This is a genomic window from Streptomyces sp. NBC_00414, from assembly GCF_036038375.1.
Classification (GTDB): domain Bacteria; phylum Actinomycetota; class Actinomycetes; order Streptomycetales; family Streptomycetaceae; genus Streptomyces.
This window is the reverse complement of record NZ_CP107935.1, coordinates 5,774,287-5,795,005: the sequence shown is the minus strand read 5'-3', so window position 1 is coordinate 5,795,005 and position 20,719 is coordinate 5,774,287. Positions and strand designations below refer to the sequence as shown.

The window sequence follows — 20,719 nt, the reverse complement described above, 5'->3', positions numbered from 1 at the left end:
CTGTCACTGCTCCTGGGGGCTGGGCGTGGGGGTCCCCCCGGTGCGAACGGAGTCGCGGTCCCGAGGGAGTGTCGGGGGGAAGTCTGGGGTGTCGGTGGTGTGTACCGCGAGCGTCCGGTCGGGATTGAGCCGTACGACGATGTGGCGCCGCCAGTCGTCGTCCCGTTCGGCCCGGTCCTCGCGCCAGTGGCAGCCTCGGGTCTCCTCCCGGAGGCGGGCGGCGGCCACGAGGACGCGGGCCACGCACAGGAGGTTGGTCGCCTCCCAGGTGTCCACGCCCGGCTCGGCCGTCTTGCCGTTCTCGTCGAGGGCGTCGCGGGCGTCGGTGTGCAGCCGCTGGAGGCGGTCGGCGGCGGTCTCCAGGGAGATCGCCGAGCGCAGCACGCCGGCGCCGTCCGTCATGATCCGCTGGATCGCGAACCGGGCCTCGGCGGCGAGCAGCGGGTGGTCGGGCTTCTCCGGCCGGGCGAGGGGCGCCTCCACACGCGCGTGGGGGCGGTTCCCGTCGTGACGGTCCTCCCCGTGAGGGTTCTCGTCGCGGCCGTTCTCGTCGCGACGGTCGTCGTCGTGGCGGTCCGCGATGTCCGCCGCGATGCGCTCGGCGTAGACGAGTCCCTCCAGGAGGGAGTTGGAGGCGAGCCGGTTGGCGCCGTGGACGCCGGTGCAGGCGACCTCGCCGCACGCGTACAGGCCGGGGACGGTCGTGCGGCCCCGGGAGTCGGTGCGGACGCCTCCGGAGGCGTAGTGCGCGGCCGGGGCGACCGGGATCGGCTCGGTCACCGGGTCGATGCCGTGGGCGCGGCAGGCGGCCAGGATCGTCGGGAAGCGGTGCTCCCACATGTGCGCCCCGAAGTGCCGGGCGTCCAGGTACATGTGCTCGGCGCCCTGCTCCTGCATGCGCCGCGTGATGCCCTTGGCGACGATGTCCCGGGGCGCCAGTTCGGCCAGCTCGTGCTGCCCCAGCATGAAGCGCTCGCCGTGCTCGTCGACGAGGTGGGCGCCCTCACCGCGTACCGCCTCGGACACCAGCGGCTGCTGGCCCTCCGCGTCCGGGCCGAGGAACAGCACGGTGGGGTGGAACTGCACGAATTCGAGGTCGGACACCTCGGCGCCCGCCCGCAGGGCCAGCGCCACGCCGTCGCCGGTGGACACCGACGGGTTGGTGGTCGCGGAGAAGACCTGGCCCATGCCGCCGGTCGCGAGGACCACGGCGGGCGCGTGGACGGCTCCCACGCCGTCGTGCTGGCCCTCTCCCATGACGTGCAGGGTCACACCGGCCGTGTGTCCGCTGGCGTCCGTGAGGAGGTCCAGGACGAGCGCGTTCTCGACCGTGCGCAGGCCGCGCGCGCGGACCGCCTCGACGAGGGCGCGGGAGATCTCGGCGCCGGTGGCGTCGCCGCCCGCGTGGGCGATGCGGCGGCGGTGGTGGCCGCCCTCGCGGGTCAGCTCCAGGTCGCCCGCTTCGGACTCGTCGAAGTGGGCGCCGGTCTCGATGAGGCGGCGTACGGCGTCGGGGCCCTCGGTGACGAGGATGCGGACTGCTTCCTCGTCGCACAGGCCGGCGCCCGCCACCAGGGTGTCGTCGAGGTGCTGCTCCGGGGTGTCGCCCTCTCCCAGGGCCGCGGCTATCCCGCCCTGGGCCCAGCGGGTGGAGCCGTCGTCGAGGCGGGCCTTCGTGACGACGACCGTCCTCAGTCCGGCGGCGTCGCAGCGCAGGGCGGTGGTGAGTCCGGCGACTCCGGAGCCGACGACCACGACGTCGGCGTCGAGGGACCAGCCGGGTGCGGGCGCGTGCAGACGTATGCCTGTGCTGGTCACGAGGCGGCTCCGAAGGTCAGAGGAATGTTGTCGATCAGCCGGGTCGTCCCGACCCGGGCGGCGACGGCGAGGACCGCCTCGCCGGTGTGGCCGTCCGGGATCTCGGTGAAGTCGGACGGATCGACCAGTGCCAGGTAGTCCAGGGCGAGCGGGGGGCTGAGGCGGGCCGCGTCGTCGAGGACCAGCCGGGCGGCGGCACGGACCGCGGCGGGGCCCCCGGGGGCCGCCTTGGCGACGGCGTGCGTGTCGGCGGCGGCGCGGGACTCGCCGATGGCGCTGAGGGCGTCGGCGCGCGCGTGCGTGGCGGGCACTTCGCGGGCCCGCGCGCACAGGGCCTCCTGGGCGGCGTGCCGGTCGCTGCCCGCGAACAGGGCCTGGGAGAGGGCGAGCGCGGTGCGGCGCTCCACGGCCGAGAGGAAGCGGTTGCGGCTGGACAGGGCGAGCCCGTCGGCCTCGCGCACCGTCGGGACTCCGACGATCTCCATGCCGAAGTTCAGGTCGCGCACCATGCGGCGGATCAGGGCGAGCTGCTGGGCGTCCTTCTGCCCGAACAGCGCCACGTCGGGCCCGGTGAGGTGCAGCATCTTGGCGACGACGGTGAGCATGCCGTCGAAGTGCCCGGGCCGCGTCGCGCCTTCGAGCCGCTCCCCCATGGGTCCCGCGCTGATGCGCACCTGGGGTTCGCCGCCCGGGTAGACCTCGTCCACGGAAGGGGCGAACACGACGTCCGCGCCCGCCTGTTCGGCGATCTTGATGTCGGCGTCCAGGGTGCGCGGGTAACGGTCGAGGTCCTCGCCCGCGCCGAACTGGAGAGGGTTCACGAAGACGGTGACGACGACCTCGCCGGCGCCGCCCGCGATCTCCCGGGCGGTACGGATCAGGGTCGCGTGGCCCTCGTGCAGGGCGCCCATCGTCATGACGACGGCGCGGCGCCCGGTGCGTACGCGCGCGTGCAGTTCGTCGGCGGTGCTCAGCAGGGCGGTGGTCATCGGGCTGCTCCGATCTCGGCACCTGGACCTGGACCTGGATCCGCGCACGTCATCGGGCGTCTCCTTCGGGGCCGTCGGTCCCGCCGGTCCCGTCGGGGCCGCCGGGGCCGCCGGGGCCGCCGGGGCCGCCGGGGCCGAAGGAGACGTCCGGTCCGTCGGGCCCGTCGGCGAGCACGCCCAGGAGGTCCTCGGCGAGTTCCGGCTTGAGCAGGCCGTGGGCGAGCGCGCGGTCTGCGGTCGCGCGGGCCATCGCGAGATAGCCGGCGACGGTCTGCGGGGCGTGCTTGCGCAACTCGGTGATGTGCACGGCGACCGTGCCCGCGTCGCCGCGCGCCACCGGTCCGGTGAGGGCCGCGTCGCCCGACCTGAGGGCGTTGTCCAGTGCGGCGCCGAGCAGCGGGCCCAGCATCCGGTCCGGGGCGTCGACGCCGGCCGCGCGCAGCAGGTCCATGGACTCGGCGACCAGGGTCACCAGGTGGTTGGCGCCGAGCGCGAGGGCCGCGTGGTAGAGCGGCCGGGCCTCCTCGGCGATCCACTCGGGCTCGCCGCCCATCTCGATGACCAGGGCCTCGGCGGCCAGCCGCAGCTCCTCGGGGGCGGTGATCCCGAAGGAGCATCCGGCGAGCCGCTGTACGTCCACGGGGGTGCCGCTGAACGTCATAGCGGGGTGCAGGGCGAGAGGCAGTGCCCCGGCGCGCAGAGCGGGGTCGAGGATCCTCGCCCCGTACCGCCCCGAGGTGTGCGCGATGAGCTGGCCCGGCCGGACGGAGCCGGTGTCGACGAGCCCCTCGACCAGGCCCGGCAGGGCGTCGTCGGGGACCGTCAGCAGCACCAGGTCGGCCCGCTCCAGGACCTGCTCGGGTGTCACCAGCGGCACGTCGGGCAGCAGCTGCGCGGCGCGGCGCCGGGAGGCGTCGGAGACCCCGGACACGGCCACCGGGCGGTGCCCGGCGAGCTGGAGCGACGCCGCCAGGGCTGGGCCCACGCGGCCGGCGCCGACGACACCGACGGTGAGCCGCGCGGGGCGGTCCTTGGGGTCTGGCTGGGGGAATGTACTCACTCGACGGCGGCCTTCCGTTCCAGTCCGCTCGGGGTACCGGACGCTTTCTCGTCATGCTAACGCGATTGGTCCGAGGCCCGTTTCTCTGTCCACAGGCTGTGGGGGACACGGGGCCCCGGGCTGTGGACGAACGCGGGCCCCTGCCGCCGGGAATTCGTGTGACCGCCCGCCATGGCGTCCTGCATGATCCGGAGCATGAGCGATACGGCGGACGGGTCGGAAGTGGCGGAGCAGACGCCCGAACAGCGGCGGGAGCGGCACAGGGCCGCCTGGCGAGGGGCCCGGCGGGCGCTGTGGCGCCCCGGTTTCCGCTCCACGGTCGGTGAGCTGCTGACGGGGCTCACGGACGCCGCGCCGGACGTGTACGACCTGGACCTGCCGGTGGACATGTACGGCAACGGGATCGTCGAGACCCTGGAGGAGCGGGTCGCGGGCCTGCTCGGCAAGGAGGCCGCCGCCTTCTTCCCGTCGGGCACCATGGCCCAGCAGGTGGCGCTGCGCTGCTGGGCGGGCCGTACGGGCAACGCGACGGTGGCGATGCACCCCCTCTCGCATCCGGAGGTCCACGAGAGGCACTCCTTCAGCACCCTCGGCGGCCTGCGGACGGTCCACCCCACGCGCGAGCCGCGGATGCCGTCCGCCGGCGAGGTGCGCGACCTGGACGAGCCCTTCGGGGCGCTGTTCCTGGAACTCCCCCTCCGGGAAGCCGGTTTCGTACTGCCCTCCTGGGAGGAACTGGTCGCCGTCACGGACGCGGCCCGCGAACGCGACGCCGTGGTGCACTTCGACGGGGCCCGTCTGTGGGAGTGCACCACCCACTTCGGCCGCTCCCTGGACGAGATCGCGGATCTCGCGGACAGCGTCTACGTGTCCTTCTACAAGTCGCTGGGCGGGTTCGGCGGCGCCGTCCTCGCGGGCCCGAGGACGCTCGTCGACGAGGCGAAGGCCTGGCGCCACCGGTACGGCGGGCAGATCCTCCAGCAGTTCCCCACCGCCCTGTCCGCGCTGATCGGCCTGGACAGGGAACTGCCCAGGCTCCCGGAGTACGTGGCCCACGCGCGCGTGGTCGCCGCCGCGCTGCGGGAGGGGTTCGCCGGGGCGGGGTTCCCCTGGGCGCGGGTCCACCCCGAGGAGCCGCACACGCACCAGTTCCAGGTGTGGCTGCCGTACGAGGCCGAGGCCCTGACCGAGGCGGGGACGCTGCAGGCGGAGGAGACGGGGGTGTCCCTCTTCCCGCAGCGCTGGGACCCGCGCGGGCCAGGCCTTGCGTTCACCGAGGTCACGGTGGGCGCGCCGGGCCTGGAGTGGACCGCGGACGACGTACGGGCCGCCGTCACGGAGTTCGCGGCACGCGTTCCCCGCTGACCATGCTGCGCGCGCCGCTTCGGCCGCTTCGGCCGCTCGGACTGCGCGGGCGGGTGCGGCCGAGCAGTCGGGTCAGGGCCGCGCGTACCCGCCCTCGGACCGGGCGGCCGGTCAGGGCCGCGCGGAACCTCCGGTGGTCGGGCAGTTCGCGCATGACCTGCCAGTCGTGGGCGCCGGGGGCGGGCGGGGTCGGGTCCCCGTGCTGCTGGGCGCGGTAGGTGTCCAGTAGGTACTGCTGGGTGATGCTCATGGCGGATCGCCTTCTCGGGACGGGTACGGACGTCCGCCCGGACCGGTTCCGACGTCGGCTCCGACATCGGAACCGGCGTCGGTCACGCCATCGGCTCCGGCGTCGGAGCCGGGTTCGGTCCGGTTCCGGGCGTTCTCCGTGGGCCCCGCGGTGCCCCGGTGGACACAGCTTGCGCCGGGCCCGTCGTCGCCGTCCCGTCGATTGACGGCGCTCGTCAATCGGCGACCGCGTTGTCAGTGGCGGGGTGCACCATGAGGTCATGAGCGTGACCATCGACATCTCCGGGCTGCGCAGGGAGCGGGTGGCCGTCGTGCCCTCGCCCCTGGCCGAGTTGTGCATGGCACTGCACGCGCTGGCCGAGCCGGGCCACCACCCCGGTCTCCAGGGCTGGGCGACCGGGGTGACCGCCCGGCTCGACCCGCATCTGGCCGACCGGATGTGCGAGGCCGACTTCCTGTGGCGGACGACGTTCTCGGACCTGTTCCTGCCGTACGCGGGAGCGGGCTGCACCACGCTCCCGGGCGCCACGCTCGCCGAGGAGCTGGACCTGGTCGACAAGCTGACGGACGAGCAGTTCGTCGACGCGGCGCTGGAGTTCACCTGCGCGCTTCCGTACGACGTGCGGGGCGCCGGCGCCCTGGCCGACGCCGCGTCCCGCCGACGGGCCCTTGAGCTGGCCGCCGCGCGCGGACCCCGCCCCGCGGAGTTCACCGAGCGGCTGCTGGCCGACCCGCCACGGATCCGGGCCTGGCTCCGGCAGTTCCTGGAGGACTGCGACGAGGCCTTCTTCGCCGACACCTGGTCCCGGCTGCGCCACCAGCTCGCGGCGGACGCCCGCCGCAAGACGGACCTGCTCGGTCGTCACGGCCTGGCCGAGGCGCTGGCGTCGGTGTCGCCCGCGGTGGCGCTCGACGAGGCGGCCGGCCGGATCGTCGTCGACAAACTGGGCCACGGCCACACGTCGATCCGGGCCGGCAGTCTCCTGCTGGTGCCGACGAGCCTGGGCTGGCCGCATCTCATGGTGCTGCACCGGTACGGGTGGCAGCCGGTGATCCACTACCCGGTGGGCTCCCCGGAGCTGACGGTCCCGACCTCGGTCGAGCAACTGACCCTGCGGATGACCGCGCTGTCCCATCCGATGCGGATGCGGCTGTGCCGGAGCCTGGCCCGCAGCGCGTTCACCACGAGCGAGCTGGCGCAGACGCACGGGATGACGGCTCCCGAGATATCCCGGCATCTGAGCGTGCTGAAGAAAGCGGGGCTGCTCACCACGCGGCGCCGCGGCCGGTACGTGCTGCATCAGCTGGACGTCACGATGGTGGCCCGGCTGGGCAGCGACTTCCTGGAGGGGATCCTCCGCTGAGCGCTCCGCGCGTCTGCGCGGCCCGACATCCGGGCAGGTACACCTGGGCCCAGTCGTCGGCTGCGGGCCGGCGAGGGCCGGTCGCACACACCCTTCCCGGCCCCCGCCCACCCACCCAGGGGGCGCGGGGAACTGCGCAACGAGCCAGACACGACGTCAGGCCGTCAGCCCTGCCCACCGGCCCGTACAAGACCCGTCTCGTACGCGAGGACGACGACCTGCACCCGGTCGCGCAGGCCCAGCTTGGTGAGGATGCGGCCCACGTGGGTCTTGACCGTCGCCTCGGAGAGGACGAGCCGGGCCGCGATCTCGCCGTTCGACAGCCCCTGCGCGACCAGGATCATGACCTCGCGCTCCCGGCCGGTGAGCCGCTCCAGCTCCTTGTGCTGGGGCTCCTTGCCGGCGCTCGGCAGCAGCGGCGCGAAGCGGTCCAGCAGACGCCGGGTCGTCGAGGGCGCGACCACCGCGTCGCCGCTGTGCACGGAGCGGATCGCGGTGAGGAGTTCACCGGGCGGCACGTCCTTGAGCATGAAGCCGGACGCGCCCGCCTTGAGCCCCGAGAAGGCGTACTCGTCGAGGTCGAAGGTGGTCAGGATCAGCACCTTCGGCGGGTTCGGGTCCGAGCAGATGCGGCGGGTCGTCTCCACGCCGTCCAGCTTCGGCATGCGCACGTCCATCAGGACCACGTCGACATCCCTCCCGCGCAGCGCCTGCAGGGCCTCCACACCGTCGCCCGCCTCCGCCACGACCTCCATGTCCGGCTGGGCGTCCAGCACCATCCGGAACCCGGTGCGCAGCAGCGCCTGGTCGTCGACGAGCATCACGCGGATCGGCATGGGGAGGTCCTCCGGTCGGTTCGAATACGTGCACGCGTTGTCGAATGCGTGCACGTGTCAGTGAGCGGGCTTGAGCGGAAGCAGGGCGCTGATGCGGAAGCCTCCGCCCGGACGCGGTCCGGCGTCCAGGGTTCCGCCGACCATGCCGATGCGCTCGCGCATACCGATCAGGCCGTGGCCCTGGCCGTCCACCCCGCCTTCCTCGTACAGCTCGTGCGGGGCGCCCTTGCCGTCGTCCTCGACCAGCAGGCCGAGGCCGTCGTCGAAGTAGACCAGGCGCACGCTCGCTCCGGTGTTCGGCCCCCCGTGCTTCCGCGTGTTGGTGAGCGCCTCCTGCACGATGCGGTACGCGGTCAGCTCGACGCCGCTGGGCAGTGGACGCGGGGTGCCCTCGATCTTGAAGTCGACGGGCAGGCCGGAGGTCCGGCACTGCTCGATCAGTTCGTCGAGCTGCTCCACGTCGGGCTGCGGCACGTACTCGCCGGACTCCTGGTGCTCGCCGGTGCGCAGCACGCCGAGGAGCCGGCGCATCTCGGCGAGGGCCTGCCGCCCCGTCCCGGAGATGATCTCCAGGGCCTTCTTGGCCTGGTCGGGCGCGGAGTCGAGAACGTACGCGGCGCCGTCGGCCTGGACCACCATCACCGAGACGTTGTGCGCGACGACGTCGTGCAGCTCGCGGGCGATCCGGGCGCGCTCGGCGGCGACCGCGACCTTGGCCTGCGCCTCGCGCTCCCTCTCCAGCCGGGCGGCCCGCTCCTCCAGCTGCGCGAAGTAGGCGCGGCGGGTCCGCAGGGAGTCGCCGAGGACCCAGGCCAGGGCGAAGGGCACCGTCTGGAAGACCACTATCGCCGCCTGGCCGGCGGCGCTCTGGTGCTCCTCCGGCCAGCGCAGCTGCGCCAGCGGGGCCGCGAGCAGCCCCGCCGTGAGAGCGAGCCGGGACGCCCAGCGGGTGCCGTTCGAGGCGACCGTGTACGTGATCACCAGCAGCGCGAAGTCGGCGGGCACCAACGGCATGTCCAGCACCAGCTGCGCCGCGCCCATGGAGACGGCGAGGATCAGCATCGACTCGGGCAGTCGCCTGCGCAACGCGATCACCAGGCAGAGCAGCAGGGTGATCGGGACGGTGACGGCCAGATGGTCGGTCCCGGAATCGGAATTCTCCTGACCGGCCGTTCCGCTCGCGACCGAGATCCCGAACACGACGACGGCCCAGAAGCCGTCGACCCATGTCGGGTGCCTGCGGAGAAAGTCATAGAGGCGCTGCACGTAACCCAGCGTAGGGAAGCGTGCAGTGTGCAGGGGTCAACCGGAGGGTCGATCCGTAACCGCCGCTTGTACTCCCCAAGGTGGAGGCCGCCGTGAATGTGGCGTTTAGCCTGGCGCTGTGGCAGCGACGGAGAACAGTGGTGGGCGCAGTGGAGCATGAGACGGCGGGCAGGGCACGCGGGTGGCGCCCCGCGACCGAGGAAGCGCTGTACGGGCCCTCCGGTTTCTATCGCGGGGCCGTGGGTCCCGCGGGCCATTTCCGCACCTCGGTGCATGCGTCACCGCTGTTCGCGGCGGCCGTGGCCCGGCTGCTCCGGCTCGTCGACGAGGCGCTCGCCCACCCCGCCGAACTCGCCTTCGTCGACATGGGCGCGGGCCGCGGCGAACTGGTGAGCGCCGTCCTGAAGGCGCTCCCCGCCGAAGTGGCCTCCCGCGCGCGCGGGTACGCGGTCGAACGCGCCGCCCGCCCCGCCGGACTCGATCACCGTATCGAGTGGCTCCCGGAGCCTCCGCCGGGAGTCTCGGGCCTCCTGTTCGCCAACGAGTGGCTCGACAACGTGCCGGTGGACGTGGCCGAGGTGGACCCGCGCGGCGTGCCCCGCCTCGTTCTCGTGGACGCGGACGGGACGGAGTCCCTCGGGGAGCCGGTGGCCGGGGCGGACGCGCGGTGGCTGGAGAGGTGGTGGCCGCTCACGGCAACGCCCGACGGCCGGCTCCCCGCCGACGGCCCGCCCCCGGCCGAAGGTCTGCGCGCCGAGATCGGTCACCCCAGGGACGCCGCCTGGGCGTCCGCCGTGGCCGCTCTCGGCCGGGGTCTCGCCGTCGCCGTCGACTACGGGCACAGCGCGGGAGCACGGCCGCCGGTCGGCACGCTGACGGGCTTCAGGGAGGGCCGGGAGACGGCACCCGTGCCGGACGGCTCCTGCGACATCACCGCCCATGTCGCGCTGGACGCGTGCGCCCTGCCCGGCGGCCGGCTGCTGAGCCAGCGGGACGCTCTGAAGACGCTGGGCGTGAACGGGGAGCGGCCGTCCCTCGCCCTGGCCTCCACGGACCCCGCGGCCTACGTACGGGCCCTGGCGGGCGCGGGCGAGGCCGCCGAACTGACCGCCCGGGGCGGCCTGGGCGACTTCACCTGGCTGCTGCAGCCGGTCGGGATCCCGGACCCACTGAGCGACCCGCCACCGAACCCGCTGCCGAACCCACCGCCCGAAACGAAACAGCCCTCTACGTAGCGCCCCACTCGCCGACGGGCCCTACGTGCCGTCGACGAGCCCCACTCGCACTCGACGAGCCCTACTTGTCGATGTCCCCCACCACGAAGAACAGCGACCCCAGGATCGCCACCATGTCCGCGACCAGCGTGCCCGGCAGCAGTTCGGCGAGCGCCTGGATGTTGTTGTACGAGGCCGAGCGCAGCTTCAGCCGGTACGGGGTCTTCTCGCCCTTGCTGACGAGGTAGTACCCGTTGATGCCGAGGGGGTTCTCGGTCCAGGCGTACGTGTGTCCCTCGGGGGCCTTCAGGACCTTGGGGAGCCGCTGGTTGATCGGGCCGGGAGGCAGCTCCGCGAGCCGGTCGAGACAGGCGTCCGCGAGGTCGAGGGCGTTGTGGGTCTGCTCCAGGAGGCATTCGAAGCGGGCCAGGCAGTCGCCCTCCTGGCGCGTGACGACCTTCAGGGTGTCCTGGAGTTCGCCGTACGCGAGGTAGGGCTCGTCGCGGCGCAGGTCGAAGTCGACGCCGGAGGCGCGCGCGATCGGCCCGCTCACTCCGTAGGCGTGCACGGCCTCGGGGGAGAGCACTCCGACACCGCGCGTACGCCCCCGGAAGATCTCGTTGCCGAGCACCAGGCCGTCGAACCGGTCCATCCGGGAGCGCACCCCGGAAATCGCCTCACGCGCGCGGCCTGCCCATCCGGCCGGCAGGTCCTCCTTGAGGCCTCCCACCCGGTTGAACATGTAGTGCATGCGCCCGCCGGAGACCTCCTCCATGACGTGCTGGAGCTCCTCGCGCTCGGTGAACGCGTAGAAGATCGGGGTGATCCCGCCCAGTTCCAGGGGGTACGAACCGAGGAACATCAGGTGGTTCAGGACCCGGTTCAGCTCGGCGAGCAGCGTGCGTGTCCACACCGCGCGCGGGGGCACCTCCATGCCGAGCATCCGCTCCACACCGAGGACCACGCCCAGCTCGTTCGAGAACGCGGAGAGCCAGTCGTGGCGGTTGGCCAGCATGATGATCTGCCGGTAGTCGCGCGCCTCGAAGAGCTTCTCGGCACCGCGGTGCATGTAGCCGATCACCGGCTCCGCGTGCTGGATCCGTTCACCGTCGAGGACGAGCTTCAGACGCAGTACGCCATGGGTGGACGGATGCTGGGGCCCGATGTTGAGCACCATGTCGGTGCTCTCCGCGGCGCCGCCGATACCGACCATGGTCTCCGTCGTAGGAGTCATGCGGACAGTGTGTCGTACGTACGCTTGCGATATGGAGACGGGGACCTCGGAAAACGCGGGGCAGACAGCGGGGCAGGCGGCCGGGCACGCGTCCGGGCACGCAGCGGGGCGCACGACGGACGAGCCCGTGTGGATCGCGCTGCCGCCCGGGCTGCTCAGAATGCGAAGGCTGTTGCTGGTGGTGTGGCTGGGGCTGCTGACCGTCGCCACGGGCCTGCTGCTCGGTCTGTTCGCCGGGCCCGGCTGGGCGGCGTTCGCCCTGCTGCCCCTGGCGGTGCTGCTGTGGGGCTGGCCGATGCTGGGCCGCAACTGGCGTTCCTGGCGCTATGCCGAGCGCTCGGACGACCTGCTGATCAGCCGGGGTGTCCTGTGGCGCGAGGAGACCGTCGTGCCGTACGGGCGCATGCAGCTGGTCGAGGTCACCTCCGGTCCTGTGGAGCGGCACTTCGGGCTGGCGAGCGTGCAGCTGCACACGGCCGCCGCGGCTACGGACGCCCGTATCCCGGGGCTCGTACCGGCGGAGGCGGAACGATTGCGCGACCGGCTCACCGAGCTGGGCGAGGCCCGATCGGCGGGGCTGTGACGACGCCACCGGACACCCCCAGGGACGTACAGGATGCAAATGACATACAGGCCAGGACCGGGCCGGTACCGGTAGCGGAATCCCTGCCGCGTGAGCGGCGGCTGCATCCCGTGACTCCGCTGCGGCGCGCGTGGGCGCCGGTCGCCGTGCTCGCCGGGTGGGCCGTGCACGATCCCGACCAGGCCCAGCGGCAGCTGATGCGGCTCACGACGACCGTGCTGCTGGCCACGCTCGCCGCGGCCGTCCTGGGAGCCGCCCTCTACGGGTTCCTGAGCTGGTGGTTCACGCACTTCTCGGTGACCGACACCGAACTGCGCATCCGTACGGGCCTGGTGTTCCGGCGTACCGCGCACATCCGGCTCGAACGGATCCAGGCCGTCGACGTCACCCAGCCGCTGCTGGCCCGCGTGGCCGGCGTCGCCAAGCTCAAACTCGACGTCGTCGGGACCGACAAGAAGGACGAGCTGGCCTATCTGGGCCAGGAGGAGGCCCGGATACTGCGGGCCGAACTGCTCGCCCGGGCCGCCGGTTTCGCGCCCGAGACGGCGCACGAGGTGGGCGAGGCACCGGTACGGCAGCTGCTGCACGTACCGGCCCGGGTCCTCGCCGTGTCCCTCGTCCTGACCGGCGCCACCTGGGGGACGCTGGCCGCCGCGCTCGTCGTACCGCCGCTGCTGTGGTTCGCCACCCACAGCGTGTGGACGGTGCTCGCGACGGCGCTGCCGCTGCTCGGCGCGGCGGGCGCGAGCAGCGTGGGACGGTTCGTCGGCGAGTACGACTGGACCGTGGGCGAGTCCCCGGACGGGCTCCGCATCGACCACGGGCTGCTCGACCGTACGCACGAGACCGTGCCGCCCGGGCGCGTCCAGACCATCCACATCGTCGAGCCGCTCCTGTGGCGGCGCCGCGGCTGGGTCCGGATCGAGCTGGACGTGGCGGGCTCGTCCAACTCCGTGCTCGTACCGGTCGCCCCGCGCGAGGTCGCCGAGTCGGTCATCGCGCGCGTGCTGCCCGGCGTGACCGTGCCGGGCACCCTCGAACGGCCACCGCGCCGGGCGGGCCGGTGCGTGCCGTTCTGGTGGCGGGGTTACGGGATCGCGGTGACCGACACCGTCTTCGTGGCCCGGCACGGGCTGCTGCGCCGCAGCATCGCGCTCGTACCGCACGCCAAGGTGCAGAGCGTGCGCCTGGAGCAGGGGCCGTGGCAGCGCCACCAGGGGCTCGCCGACGTCCGGGTGGACACCGGGGCCAACAAGACGGTGACGGCCCGGCTGCGGGACGCCTCGGAGGCGGCGGAGCTGCTGTACGCGCAGGCGGACCGTTCGCTCACCGGCCGCCGCGAGGCCCGGCCCGACCGCTGGATGGCCTGAGGGCGGGACGCCGAGAGCCGGACATGGAGAGCGCGGACATGCGTGAGGGCAGTGGCCGATCGCCACTGCCCTCACCGGTGTGCTCGGTTCCGGCCTAGGAGACCGCGCTCCGCAGTTCCGTCAGGTCGATCTGCTCCGTCTCGTCGTGCGCGGTCAGGTCGATGACCTGGCCGACACCGCGCGACTCCTCGCCCACGGGCTTGAAACCGGACTCGGCCTCGGCCTTGTGGAGCGCGAGGGCCTCCTGGCCGACCACGTCGGCGAGGTCCTCGTTCTGCACGGCCTCCAGCGCTTCCGCGCCCTTCTGCGTACCGAAGAAGTCGAAACCGCCCTCGACGGAGGGGCGCCGCACGGGCGTGGCCGGTGCGACCGCCACGGCGGTGGGCACGGTGAAGTGCCCGGCGGGGCGCGTGGGCCGCGCGGCGGGCGTCAGCGCGGCGGCACTCGTCCGGGACGGACCCGCCGAGGGCGGCTGCTGTACGCGGGCCACTTCCGCCGGGGTGGGACGCGCGAGGGCGCTGCCCGACGACGCCTCCGGCGCTGGGGCGGTGTCCGGCGCGGGCCGGGACGCGGTGCGGGTCGCGGTGGACTGCAGGGACGTCACGCCGACGGCACCGGACCGTGCGCGGGGCCGCGCGGTCCCGGCGGGCTGCGCGGCGGACTCCGCGTGGGGCCGTACGGATTCGGCGGCCTGCGTGGGTCTCGGGGCGGTCGCGGCGGCCGTGCGCTCGTGCCCGCCGACCGCCTCGGGCTTCCCCAGCGCCTCGCCCTCCTGGCGGGTGTCGGCCTTCGCCGGGGCACCCGTCGTGGCTCCGCCCGCCGTGGCGGCGGAAGCGGCGGCGGCCTTCGGGGTACCGCCCGGCCGGGGCGCGCCCTTGCCGGGGCCGCCCGGCGACGGCGAACCCTTCCGGGCACCGCCCTTCGCGGGGGTCCGCTTGACGGGGCCGCCCTTGGGGGGCGTGGTCGGCGCGGGGCCGCCGGTGTCCGGGTCGTCCGGGGCCGGACCGTCGGACGCCGTGCCGTTCGTCGCCGTGCCCGCCCGCGTCGAAGCTGCGTCTGCCTGCGCCGAACCGGCCTGGGCGGACCGGGAGTCGGCCGTCCCGGGGGCGGCTGCCGCGGCGTCGTCCTCAGCGGCGCCGGCACCGGTGCCCTCGTCAGCCTCGGCTTGGACTTCGGCTTCGGCTTGGACTTCGGTTTCGGCTTCGGCGGCTATGGATCCGTCCGTCGGAGAGTCGGCCGACGCCGGGCCGGACTTCTCCGAAGCCGCTTCCTCCGGAGCCGCTTCCTCCGAAGCTGCCGCCTCGGCGGGGGTGGCGTCCTCGGACTCGGCCGTGGGCCCGTCCTCGGACGGGTCGCCGGCCGGAGCCGCGTCCTCGGCCGCGCGGGCCTTGACGGCTCCCGTGAGCCGGTCCAGCGCCGCGTTGGCCTTCACATAGAGGACCGAGGCCGCGGAGGACGCCGCGAGGGCCGCCTGGACCGTCGCCGCCGTCGCCTCGGGCACCGTCTCCTCGGAAGCCGTGGCTCCGGATCCCTCAGGAGTCGTCTCCTCGGCCGTCGAGGCCGTGTCGGGCGACTCCGGGGCCGGAGCGGCCTCTATCTCGAGGAGCCGGCGGCCCTCCAGCGCGGTGGCCCGCTCGGTCTCCGCCGTGGCGTACCGCCGCAGCAGCGCGGCGTGTTCGTTGCGCAGCCCGGCCAGCTCGGCCCGCTTGGCACGCAGCCGTTGCTCCAGCTTGGTACGCAGCTCGCGCGACTCGTCCAGATCGCTCTCAAGTTCGGCGACCCGCTCCTCGTGACGCCACTCGTCGCTCGCACGCCCGCGCGCGAGGTCCGCGACGCGCATGCCCGCCGACGCGTCCCAGCGGCGCATGACGATCGCGCCCACGACAGCCGTCACCGCGGCGCCCGCGGCCAGACCTCGGAGCACCCACGGTTCGGAGAACAGCCATGGCCCAACGGCGCAGACGGCTGATACGCCTGCGATCGCCGAGGGGGGCAACAGCCGGTGCAGAGGTGGGGAATGGCGGTGACGTCCTCGTGGCATGGCCAGAAACTTACCGCGCGTAGGCGAATGATGGTGCCCCGCATGGCAAAAACGCAGCCACACCGAAACCTTCTCACCGCCCCTTCACCGGACAATCCCCGCACCGGCCGCTCCCGGACCGCCACTTGGGCCTGTCACCAGCGCTCGCACGGGCCACACACGGTCCGCCCGCCGTCCGCCTATTCGAGGCCGGCTCCCACGTGGCCGGCTTGCCACTTCTCGATCAAGCTCCGCGCATTCACCACCGGCCGCGATCCCGGTCTTGCCACCGCACTTCCCGAGATCCGAAAGAATCTTCGGCCCGGTGAATTCCGCGAACTCCACCGCGTATTCGAGTACGGAACCGTCGGCGCCCTCGGCCGCCGGCCGCTCAGGGTCCTCGGCGGAAGGCCGCGCGGTGTCCTCGGCGGAAGGACCGCGCAATGTCCTGGGCGGAAAGGCCGCTCAGCGGTCGCTCAGCCGCCCGCTGAGCCACTGGAGGGTCGCCGGGATCTCGCGCCGCCAGGTGTTGAAGTTGTGCCCGCCGCTGTCGAGGATGATCGACGAGATCCGGGTCGGCTTCTTCGCCCCGACCAGGTCGATGAACCTCAGCGTCTCCTGGTAGTTGCTCTCGCCCTGCCTGCTGCTGCTGACGAGCAGCGAGGTGTTGGGCGCGGGCCGGTGCTTGAGGAACCACATCAGGTCGGCGCTGTCGCGCAACTCCTCGTCCCCGTGGAAGAGATCGCCCGTCGTGGGGTCGGTCGGCGGCCGGTAGTACGGGGAGAGGCCCGCCCCGGCGGCGTACGTTCTCGGGTGGTGGATCGCGAGCTTGAGCGCGCAGTAGCCGCCCGTCGAGTCACCGACGATGCCCCAGCTGCCGGGTTTTGCGCCCACCCTGTAGTGATGTGACACGGCGTCGGGGACGTCCTCGGCGAAGAACGACTCGGTCCGCGGCCCGCCGGGCACGTCCACGCACTCGGTGTCGCGCGGCGGCGCGACGGTCGGCCGCATCATGACCAGGATCATCGGCTGCATCCGGCCGTCCTTGGCCAGCGCGTGGGCGGTCTGCGGATAGTGCAGGCCCTTGATGAGCGCCTCCGCGGTGCCCGGATAGCCGGTGAGCACGACAGCGGCCGGGAAGGTCCGGGTGCGGTACTGCGGCTGGAAGTACTCCGGCGGCAGATAGACGTACGCGGGACTGGCGATGTGCGTCCGCCGGCCCACCAGGTCGACCTTCTGGAGCTGACCGCCGATCTGCGGCCGCGCCCCGCCGGACACGTTGACCTGCCGCGTGCCGACCACTTCGAGCGGCCCGGCCGCGTCCCCGGGGTCGTGGTCGACCACCACGCCCTGCCCTGACTCCCGGCCGAAGAGGTCGGCCCAGCTCGCGTAGAAGCCGAAGGCCTGGTTGGCGCCGAGGCCGACCGACACGAAGACCGCGACCTGAGTGGCCGTCAGCAGGGCGATCCGCCCCGACACGGCACGCCAGCCGCGACGCGCGAGCAGCGGCCAGAACCACACCGTGCCGACGAACAGCAGCACGGCGACGAGGACCACCAGTGCCAGCACCTTGTTGCTCGTGAGACCCATGGGCTGTTCCTGCCTGCGCTTTCCGACCGGTGGCCGACACCGCTTCCTTCACGGCGACTTGCCCCGGTCTTTCCTTGCCCTTTGGAGCGGTTTTCCGCACGGGAGTGAACCTGGCTCCTCAAGACACCGTCCTAGAGGGCGCAATGTCGCCGGATGCCGGATTGGCACCGGATTCAAGGTCTCTCGCAGAACCACGGGATGCGATGTCTGTCAGGATAGATGGCGAAAAGTCGGGCGAGGTTCCGGAACGGACGGGGCGCCTGCGGGGCGTGCTCCGCGGTCCGCGCGGCGAGGCCGTCCCCGCACTGGTCGCCAGAGCCTGCACGCTCGTAGGAGTCCTGGACATCGCCGCGGGTGTCTTCCCGCGCTTCCGCCACAGCCGTATGCACACGCTCGCGGAGGTACTGCCGGGCGCGCTCGGCCCGTTCGCCGCCGCCCTGTCGCTCAGCGCGGGCGTCCTGCTGCTGCTCCTGGCCCACGGTCTGCGCCGGCGCAAGCGGCGGGCGTGGCGGGCCGCGGTGGTACTGCTCCCGGCGGGTGCCCTCGCTCAGTTCACGTACCGGCACTCGCTCATCGGCGTCCTCGTCTCGCTCGCGCTGCTCGCCCCGCTGCTGCGGCACCGCGGCGAGTTCACGGCGCTGCCCGACCCGCGCAGCCGCTGGCGGGCGCTCGCCAACTTCGTCCTCATGGGCGCCGGTTCACTCGCCCTCGGCCTGGTCATCGTCAGCGTCCACCCCCACCGCATGGTCGGCGACCCGAGCCTCGCGGACCGTATCGAGCATGTGCTGTACGGCCTGTTCGGTCTGGAAGGGCCCCTCGACTACACGGGCACCACGTCCTGGACGGTGGCCTTCTCCCTCGGCGCGCTCGGCCTGCTGACCGCTGTGACCACGATCTACCTGGCCTTCCGCCCCGAACACCCGGCCGCGCGCCTCACCGAGGACGACGAGACGCGTCTGCGCGCCCTGCTGGACAAGCACGGCGGTCGTGACTCGCTCGGCCACTTCGCGCTCCGCCGCGACAAGGCGGTCGTCTTCTCCCCCAGCGGAAAGGCGGCCGTGACCTACCGCGTCGTCTCCGGCGTGATGCTCGCCAGCGGCGACCCGATCGGCGACGTCGAGGCCTGGCCGGGCGCCATCGAGCGCTTCATGGACGAGGCGAGGGCCCACTCCTGGACGCCCGCCGTCATGGGCTGCTCCGAGACGGGCGGCGAGGTCTGGACCCGCGAGACCGGCCTCGACGCCCTCGAACTGGGCGACGAGGCGGTGGTGGACGTCGCGGATTTCTCCCTGGCCGGGCGCGCGATGCGGAACGTGCGCCAGATGGTGAAGCGCATCGAGCGGGCTGGTTACGAGACCCGGGTCCGGCGCATCCGTGACCTCGGCGAGGGCGAGCTGGACCGGATCCGCAGGGCCGCGGAGGACTGGCGCGGCACGGACACCGAGCGCGGTTTCTCCATGGCGCTCGGCCGCGTCGGCGACCCGGCGGACGGCGACTGTCTCATCGCGACGGCGCACCGGGTGGAGGGTCCGGCGCGACGGGGCTCCGCCCGGACATCCGGCCCCGGCGGAGCCGCGGACGGAACGACGGCCGGGGCCGGACGGACGACCGGGGACGGGTGGACCAGCGCCGGGCCCGGCCCCTACGGCGACCTGAAGGCCGTGCTCCACTTCGTGCCCTGGGGCGTGGACGGAGTCTCCCTGGACCTCATGCGCCGCGACCGCTCGGCGGACCCCGGCATGAACGAACTCCTCATCGTGGCGGCCCTCCAGGCGGCCCCCCGGCTGGGCGTCACCCGCGTCTCGCTGAACTTCGCGATGTTCCGCGCGGCCCTGGCCCGCGGCGAGAAGATCGGCGCGGGACCGGTCCTGCGGGTCTGGCGCGGTCTGCTGGTGTTCCTCTCCCGCTGGTTCCAGATCGAGTCGCTCTACAAGTTCAACGCGAAGTTCCGCCCCCGCTGGGAGCCCCGCTTCGTCGTCTACCGCACCTCCCGCGACCTCCCCCGCATCGGCCTCGCCGCCCTGCAGGCCGAGGGCTTCCTGAGCCTCGCCCTCCCGCACGTCCTGCGCCGCCACCCGAAGGCGCCCCGCCCCTGCGCCCACGCACTGGCGGAACGCGACGTGCGAGCGGCCTGACCGCCCCCGCCCCGCCGCTCCCCCACGACGGGCCCCGGCCGCCTCGCGACGCCCACCCCCGCGCCGCGCGGTGGCCGGTCCGGGCAGGTCTGCGGACGACGAAGGGAATCATCAGACAGGCCCTAGGCTGGACGGTATGAGCAAGATGAGCGGGCGAGGCCAAGTGTCAGGGCTCCCGGCATGGGACCGCTGCGCGGTCATGGGTGTCGTGAACGTGACCCCCGATTCGTTCTCGGACGGGGGCCACTGGTTCGACACGACCGCCGCCGTCAAGCACGGGCTCGACCTGGTCTCCGAGGGCGCCGACCTGGTCGACGTGGGCGGTGAGTCCACCCGCCCGGGCGCCGCCCGCGTCGACGAGGCGGAGGAACTCAAACGCGTCATACCCGTCGTGCGCGGCCTCGCCTCCGAGGGCGTCACGGTCTCCGTCGACACGATGCGCGCCTCCGTCGCCGAGCACTCGCTCGCCGCGGGCGCCCTCCTCGTCAACGACGTCAGCGGCGGCCTCGCCGACCCGGCGATGATCCCCGCCGTCGCCGCCGCGGGCGCCCCCTTCGTGGTCATGCACTGGCGCGGCTTCCTCCAGGGCAGCACCGTACGGGGCTCGTACGAGGACGTCGTCTCCGAAGTCGTCGACGAGCTGCACGCACGCGTGGAGGCCGTTCTGGCGGGCGGTATCGCCCCGGACCGCATCGTCGTCGACCCGGGCCTCGGCTTCTCCAAGGAGGCCGAGCACGACCTCGTCCTGCTCGCCCACCTCGACCGCCTGCGCGAGATCGGCCACCCCTTGCTGGTGGCGGCGTCCCGCAAGCGGTTCCTCGGCCGCGTACTGGCGGGCCCGGAGGGTGCCCCGCCGCCCGCCCGGGAGCGGGACGCCGCCACCGCCGCGGTCTCCGCGCTCGCCGCCCACCAGGGCGCGTGGGCCGTCCGCGTCCACGAGGTACGGGCCACCGCCGACGCCGTCCGGGTCGCCCGCGCCGTGGAGGGCGCCCGCGCACCAGAGGGAGCCGCGAACGCCGAGGGAGCCCGGTGAGCGCCCCGCACACGGACGTCGAACAGGTCGAACTCGCCAACACGGCCTTCTACGAGACGCTGGAACAGGGCGACTTCGAAGAACTGTCCTCGCTCTGGCTCACGCCCTCCGACCTGGGCCAGGACGAGGAGTACCACGACCCGGCGCAGGCCGGCGAGATCTCCTGCGTCCACCCCGGCTGGCCGGTCCTCAACGGCCGCGGCGAGGTCCTGCGCTCGTACGCGCTGATCATGGCGAACACCGAGTACATCCAGTTCTTCCTGACCGACGTGCACGTCTCGGTCACCGGCGACACCGCGCTGGTGACCTGCACGGAGAACATCCTCAGCGGCGGCCCCCCGCCCGAGGACAGCGACGAACTCGGGCCGCTCGTGGGCCAGCTGGTCGTCGCCACGAACGTGTTCCGCCGCACCTCGGACGGCTGGAAACTCTGGTCGCACCACGCCTCGCCCGTCCTGGCCGAGACCGACGACGACGAGCCGGACGACCCGTCCGGCTGAGGCCCCGAGGCAGGCCGGGCGGCCGATCATCCTCGTAGTACGTTGGTGATCGCGGCCCCGGCCCCGTGGCCCGGCCGTGTCAGTGCCCGCGGG

Annotated in this window: 17 protein-coding genes; 8 read left to right on the top strand and 9 right to left on the bottom strand. The window is 73.3% G+C overall.

The window, feature by feature from the left end; all coding sequences use genetic code 11:
* Positions 1 to 3: 3 nt before the first annotated feature.
* The 3 genes from OHS59_RS25185 to OHS59_RS25175 are packed head-to-tail and all read right to left on the bottom strand — an operon-like array spanning position 4 to position 3,867.
* A complete protein-coding gene (locus OHS59_RS25185; RefSeq protein WP_328495667.1) occupies positions 4 to 1,818 on the bottom strand; it encodes an L-aspartate oxidase in 1,815 nt (604 codons plus the stop codon).
* A complete protein-coding gene (gene panC / locus OHS59_RS25180; protein ID WP_328495666.1) occupies positions 1,815 to 2,807 on the bottom strand; it encodes a pantoate--beta-alanine ligase in 993 nt (330 codons plus the stop codon). Before panC ends, OHS59_RS25185 begins: the two co-directional genes overlap by 4 nt.
* 49 nt (positions 2,808 to 2,856) lie before the next feature.
* Positions 2,857 to 3,867 (bottom strand): Rossmann-like and DUF2520 domain-containing protein, encoded by a 1,011-nt coding sequence (locus tag OHS59_RS25175; RefSeq protein ID WP_328495665.1) that lies wholly within the window; start codon positions 3,865 to 3,867, stop codon positions 2,857 to 2,859.
* 195 nt (positions 3,868 to 4,062) lie between these two features.
* On the opposite strand from OHS59_RS25175, the gene OHS59_RS25170 reads away from it, so the two are divergent.
* On the top strand, positions 4,063 to 5,232 hold the full coding sequence (locus tag OHS59_RS25170; protein ID WP_328495664.1) for a threonine aldolase family protein: 1,170 nt from the start codon (positions 4,063 to 4,065) through the stop codon (positions 5,230 to 5,232).
* Here OHS59_RS25170 and OHS59_RS25165 read toward each other — a convergent pair.
* Positions 5,201 to 5,482, bottom strand: a complete 282-nt coding sequence (locus OHS59_RS25165; protein ID WP_328495663.1) for a hypothetical protein — start codon at positions 5,480 to 5,482, stop codon at positions 5,201 to 5,203. The genes OHS59_RS25170 and OHS59_RS25165 overlap by 32 nt on opposite strands.
* Positions 5,483 to 5,741: 259 nt before the next feature.
* Here OHS59_RS25165 and OHS59_RS25160 point away from each other — a divergent pair, with 259 nt between their 5' ends.
* The gene (locus tag OHS59_RS25160; protein ID WP_328495662.1) at positions 5,742 to 6,845 is read left to right on the top strand and encodes a DUF5937 family protein; all 1,104 of its coding nucleotides are present in this window, start codon (positions 5,742 to 5,744) and stop codon (positions 6,843 to 6,845) included.
* Positions 6,846 to 7,009: 164 nt separating this feature from the next.
* Here the strand turns inward: OHS59_RS25160 and OHS59_RS25155 are convergent, their stop codons facing one another.
* A complete protein-coding gene (locus OHS59_RS25155) occupies positions 7,010 to 7,681 on the bottom strand; it encodes a response regulator transcription factor (RefSeq protein WP_328495661.1) in 672 nt (223 codons plus the stop codon).
* A gap of 57 nt (positions 7,682 to 7,738) precedes the next feature.
* Positions 7,739 to 8,947 (bottom strand): sensor histidine kinase, encoded by a 1,209-nt coding sequence (locus tag OHS59_RS25150; protein ID WP_328495660.1) that lies wholly within the window; start codon positions 8,945 to 8,947, stop codon positions 7,739 to 7,741.
* A gap of 140 nt (positions 8,948 to 9,087) precedes the next feature.
* On the opposite strand from OHS59_RS25150, the gene OHS59_RS25145 reads away from it, so the two are divergent.
* Positions 9,088 to 10,182, top strand: coding sequence for an SAM-dependent methyltransferase (locus OHS59_RS25145; RefSeq protein WP_443061495.1), 1,095 nt, complete (start codon positions 9,088 to 9,090; stop codon positions 10,180 to 10,182).
* A gap of 61 nt (positions 10,183 to 10,243) precedes the next feature.
* Here OHS59_RS25145 and OHS59_RS25140 read toward each other — a convergent pair whose 3' ends face one another.
* Positions 10,244 to 11,395 (bottom strand): NADH-quinone oxidoreductase subunit D, encoded by a 1,152-nt coding sequence (locus tag OHS59_RS25140; RefSeq protein WP_328495659.1) that lies wholly within the window; start codon positions 11,393 to 11,395, stop codon positions 10,244 to 10,246.
* A gap of 31 nt (positions 11,396 to 11,426) precedes the next feature.
* Here OHS59_RS25140 and OHS59_RS25135 point away from each other — a divergent pair, with 31 nt between their 5' ends.
* Positions 11,427 to 11,978, top strand: coding sequence for a PH domain-containing protein (locus OHS59_RS25135; protein ID WP_328495658.1), 552 nt, complete (start codon positions 11,427 to 11,429; stop codon positions 11,976 to 11,978).
* 44 nt (positions 11,979 to 12,022) lie between these two features.
* Complete coding sequence (locus OHS59_RS25130; protein ID WP_328499346.1) at positions 12,023 to 13,348, top strand: PH domain-containing protein; 1,326 nt, start codon at positions 12,023 to 12,025, stop codon at positions 13,346 to 13,348.
* Between the two features lie 94 nt (positions 13,349 to 13,442).
* Here the strand turns inward: OHS59_RS25130 and OHS59_RS25125 are convergent, their stop codons facing one another.
* Positions 13,443 to 15,272, bottom strand: coding sequence for a hypothetical protein (locus tag OHS59_RS25125; protein WP_328495657.1), 1,830 nt, complete (start codon positions 15,270 to 15,272; stop codon positions 13,443 to 13,445).
* Positions 15,273 to 15,833: 561 nt separating this feature from the next.
* Entirely contained in the window at positions 15,834 to 16,958 is a 1,125-nt protein-coding gene (locus OHS59_RS25120; RefSeq protein ID WP_328495656.1) for an alpha/beta hydrolase, read from the bottom strand.
* Positions 16,959 to 17,161: 203 nt separating this feature from the next.
* Between OHS59_RS25120 and OHS59_RS25115 the strand changes: the two genes are divergently transcribed.
* The 3 genes from OHS59_RS25115 to OHS59_RS25105 all read left to right on the top strand — a co-directional run bounded on the left by OHS59_RS25115 (position 17,162) and on the right by OHS59_RS25105 (position 20,626).
* On the top strand, positions 17,162 to 19,093 hold the full coding sequence (locus tag OHS59_RS25115) for a phosphatidylglycerol lysyltransferase domain-containing protein (RefSeq protein ID WP_328495655.1): 1,932 nt from the start codon (positions 17,162 to 17,164) through the stop codon (positions 19,091 to 19,093).
* 136 nt (positions 19,094 to 19,229) lie between these two features.
* Positions 19,230 to 20,126, top strand: coding sequence for a dihydropteroate synthase (gene folP / locus OHS59_RS25110; protein WP_328495654.1), 897 nt, complete (start codon positions 19,230 to 19,232; stop codon positions 20,124 to 20,126).
* Positions 20,123 to 20,626, top strand: coding sequence for a nuclear transport factor 2 family protein (locus tag OHS59_RS25105; RefSeq protein WP_328495653.1), 504 nt, complete (start codon positions 20,123 to 20,125; stop codon positions 20,624 to 20,626). The genes folP and OHS59_RS25105 overlap by 4 nt, the downstream gene beginning before the upstream one ends.
* The last annotated feature ends 93 nt before the right edge of the window (positions 20,627 to 20,719 follow it).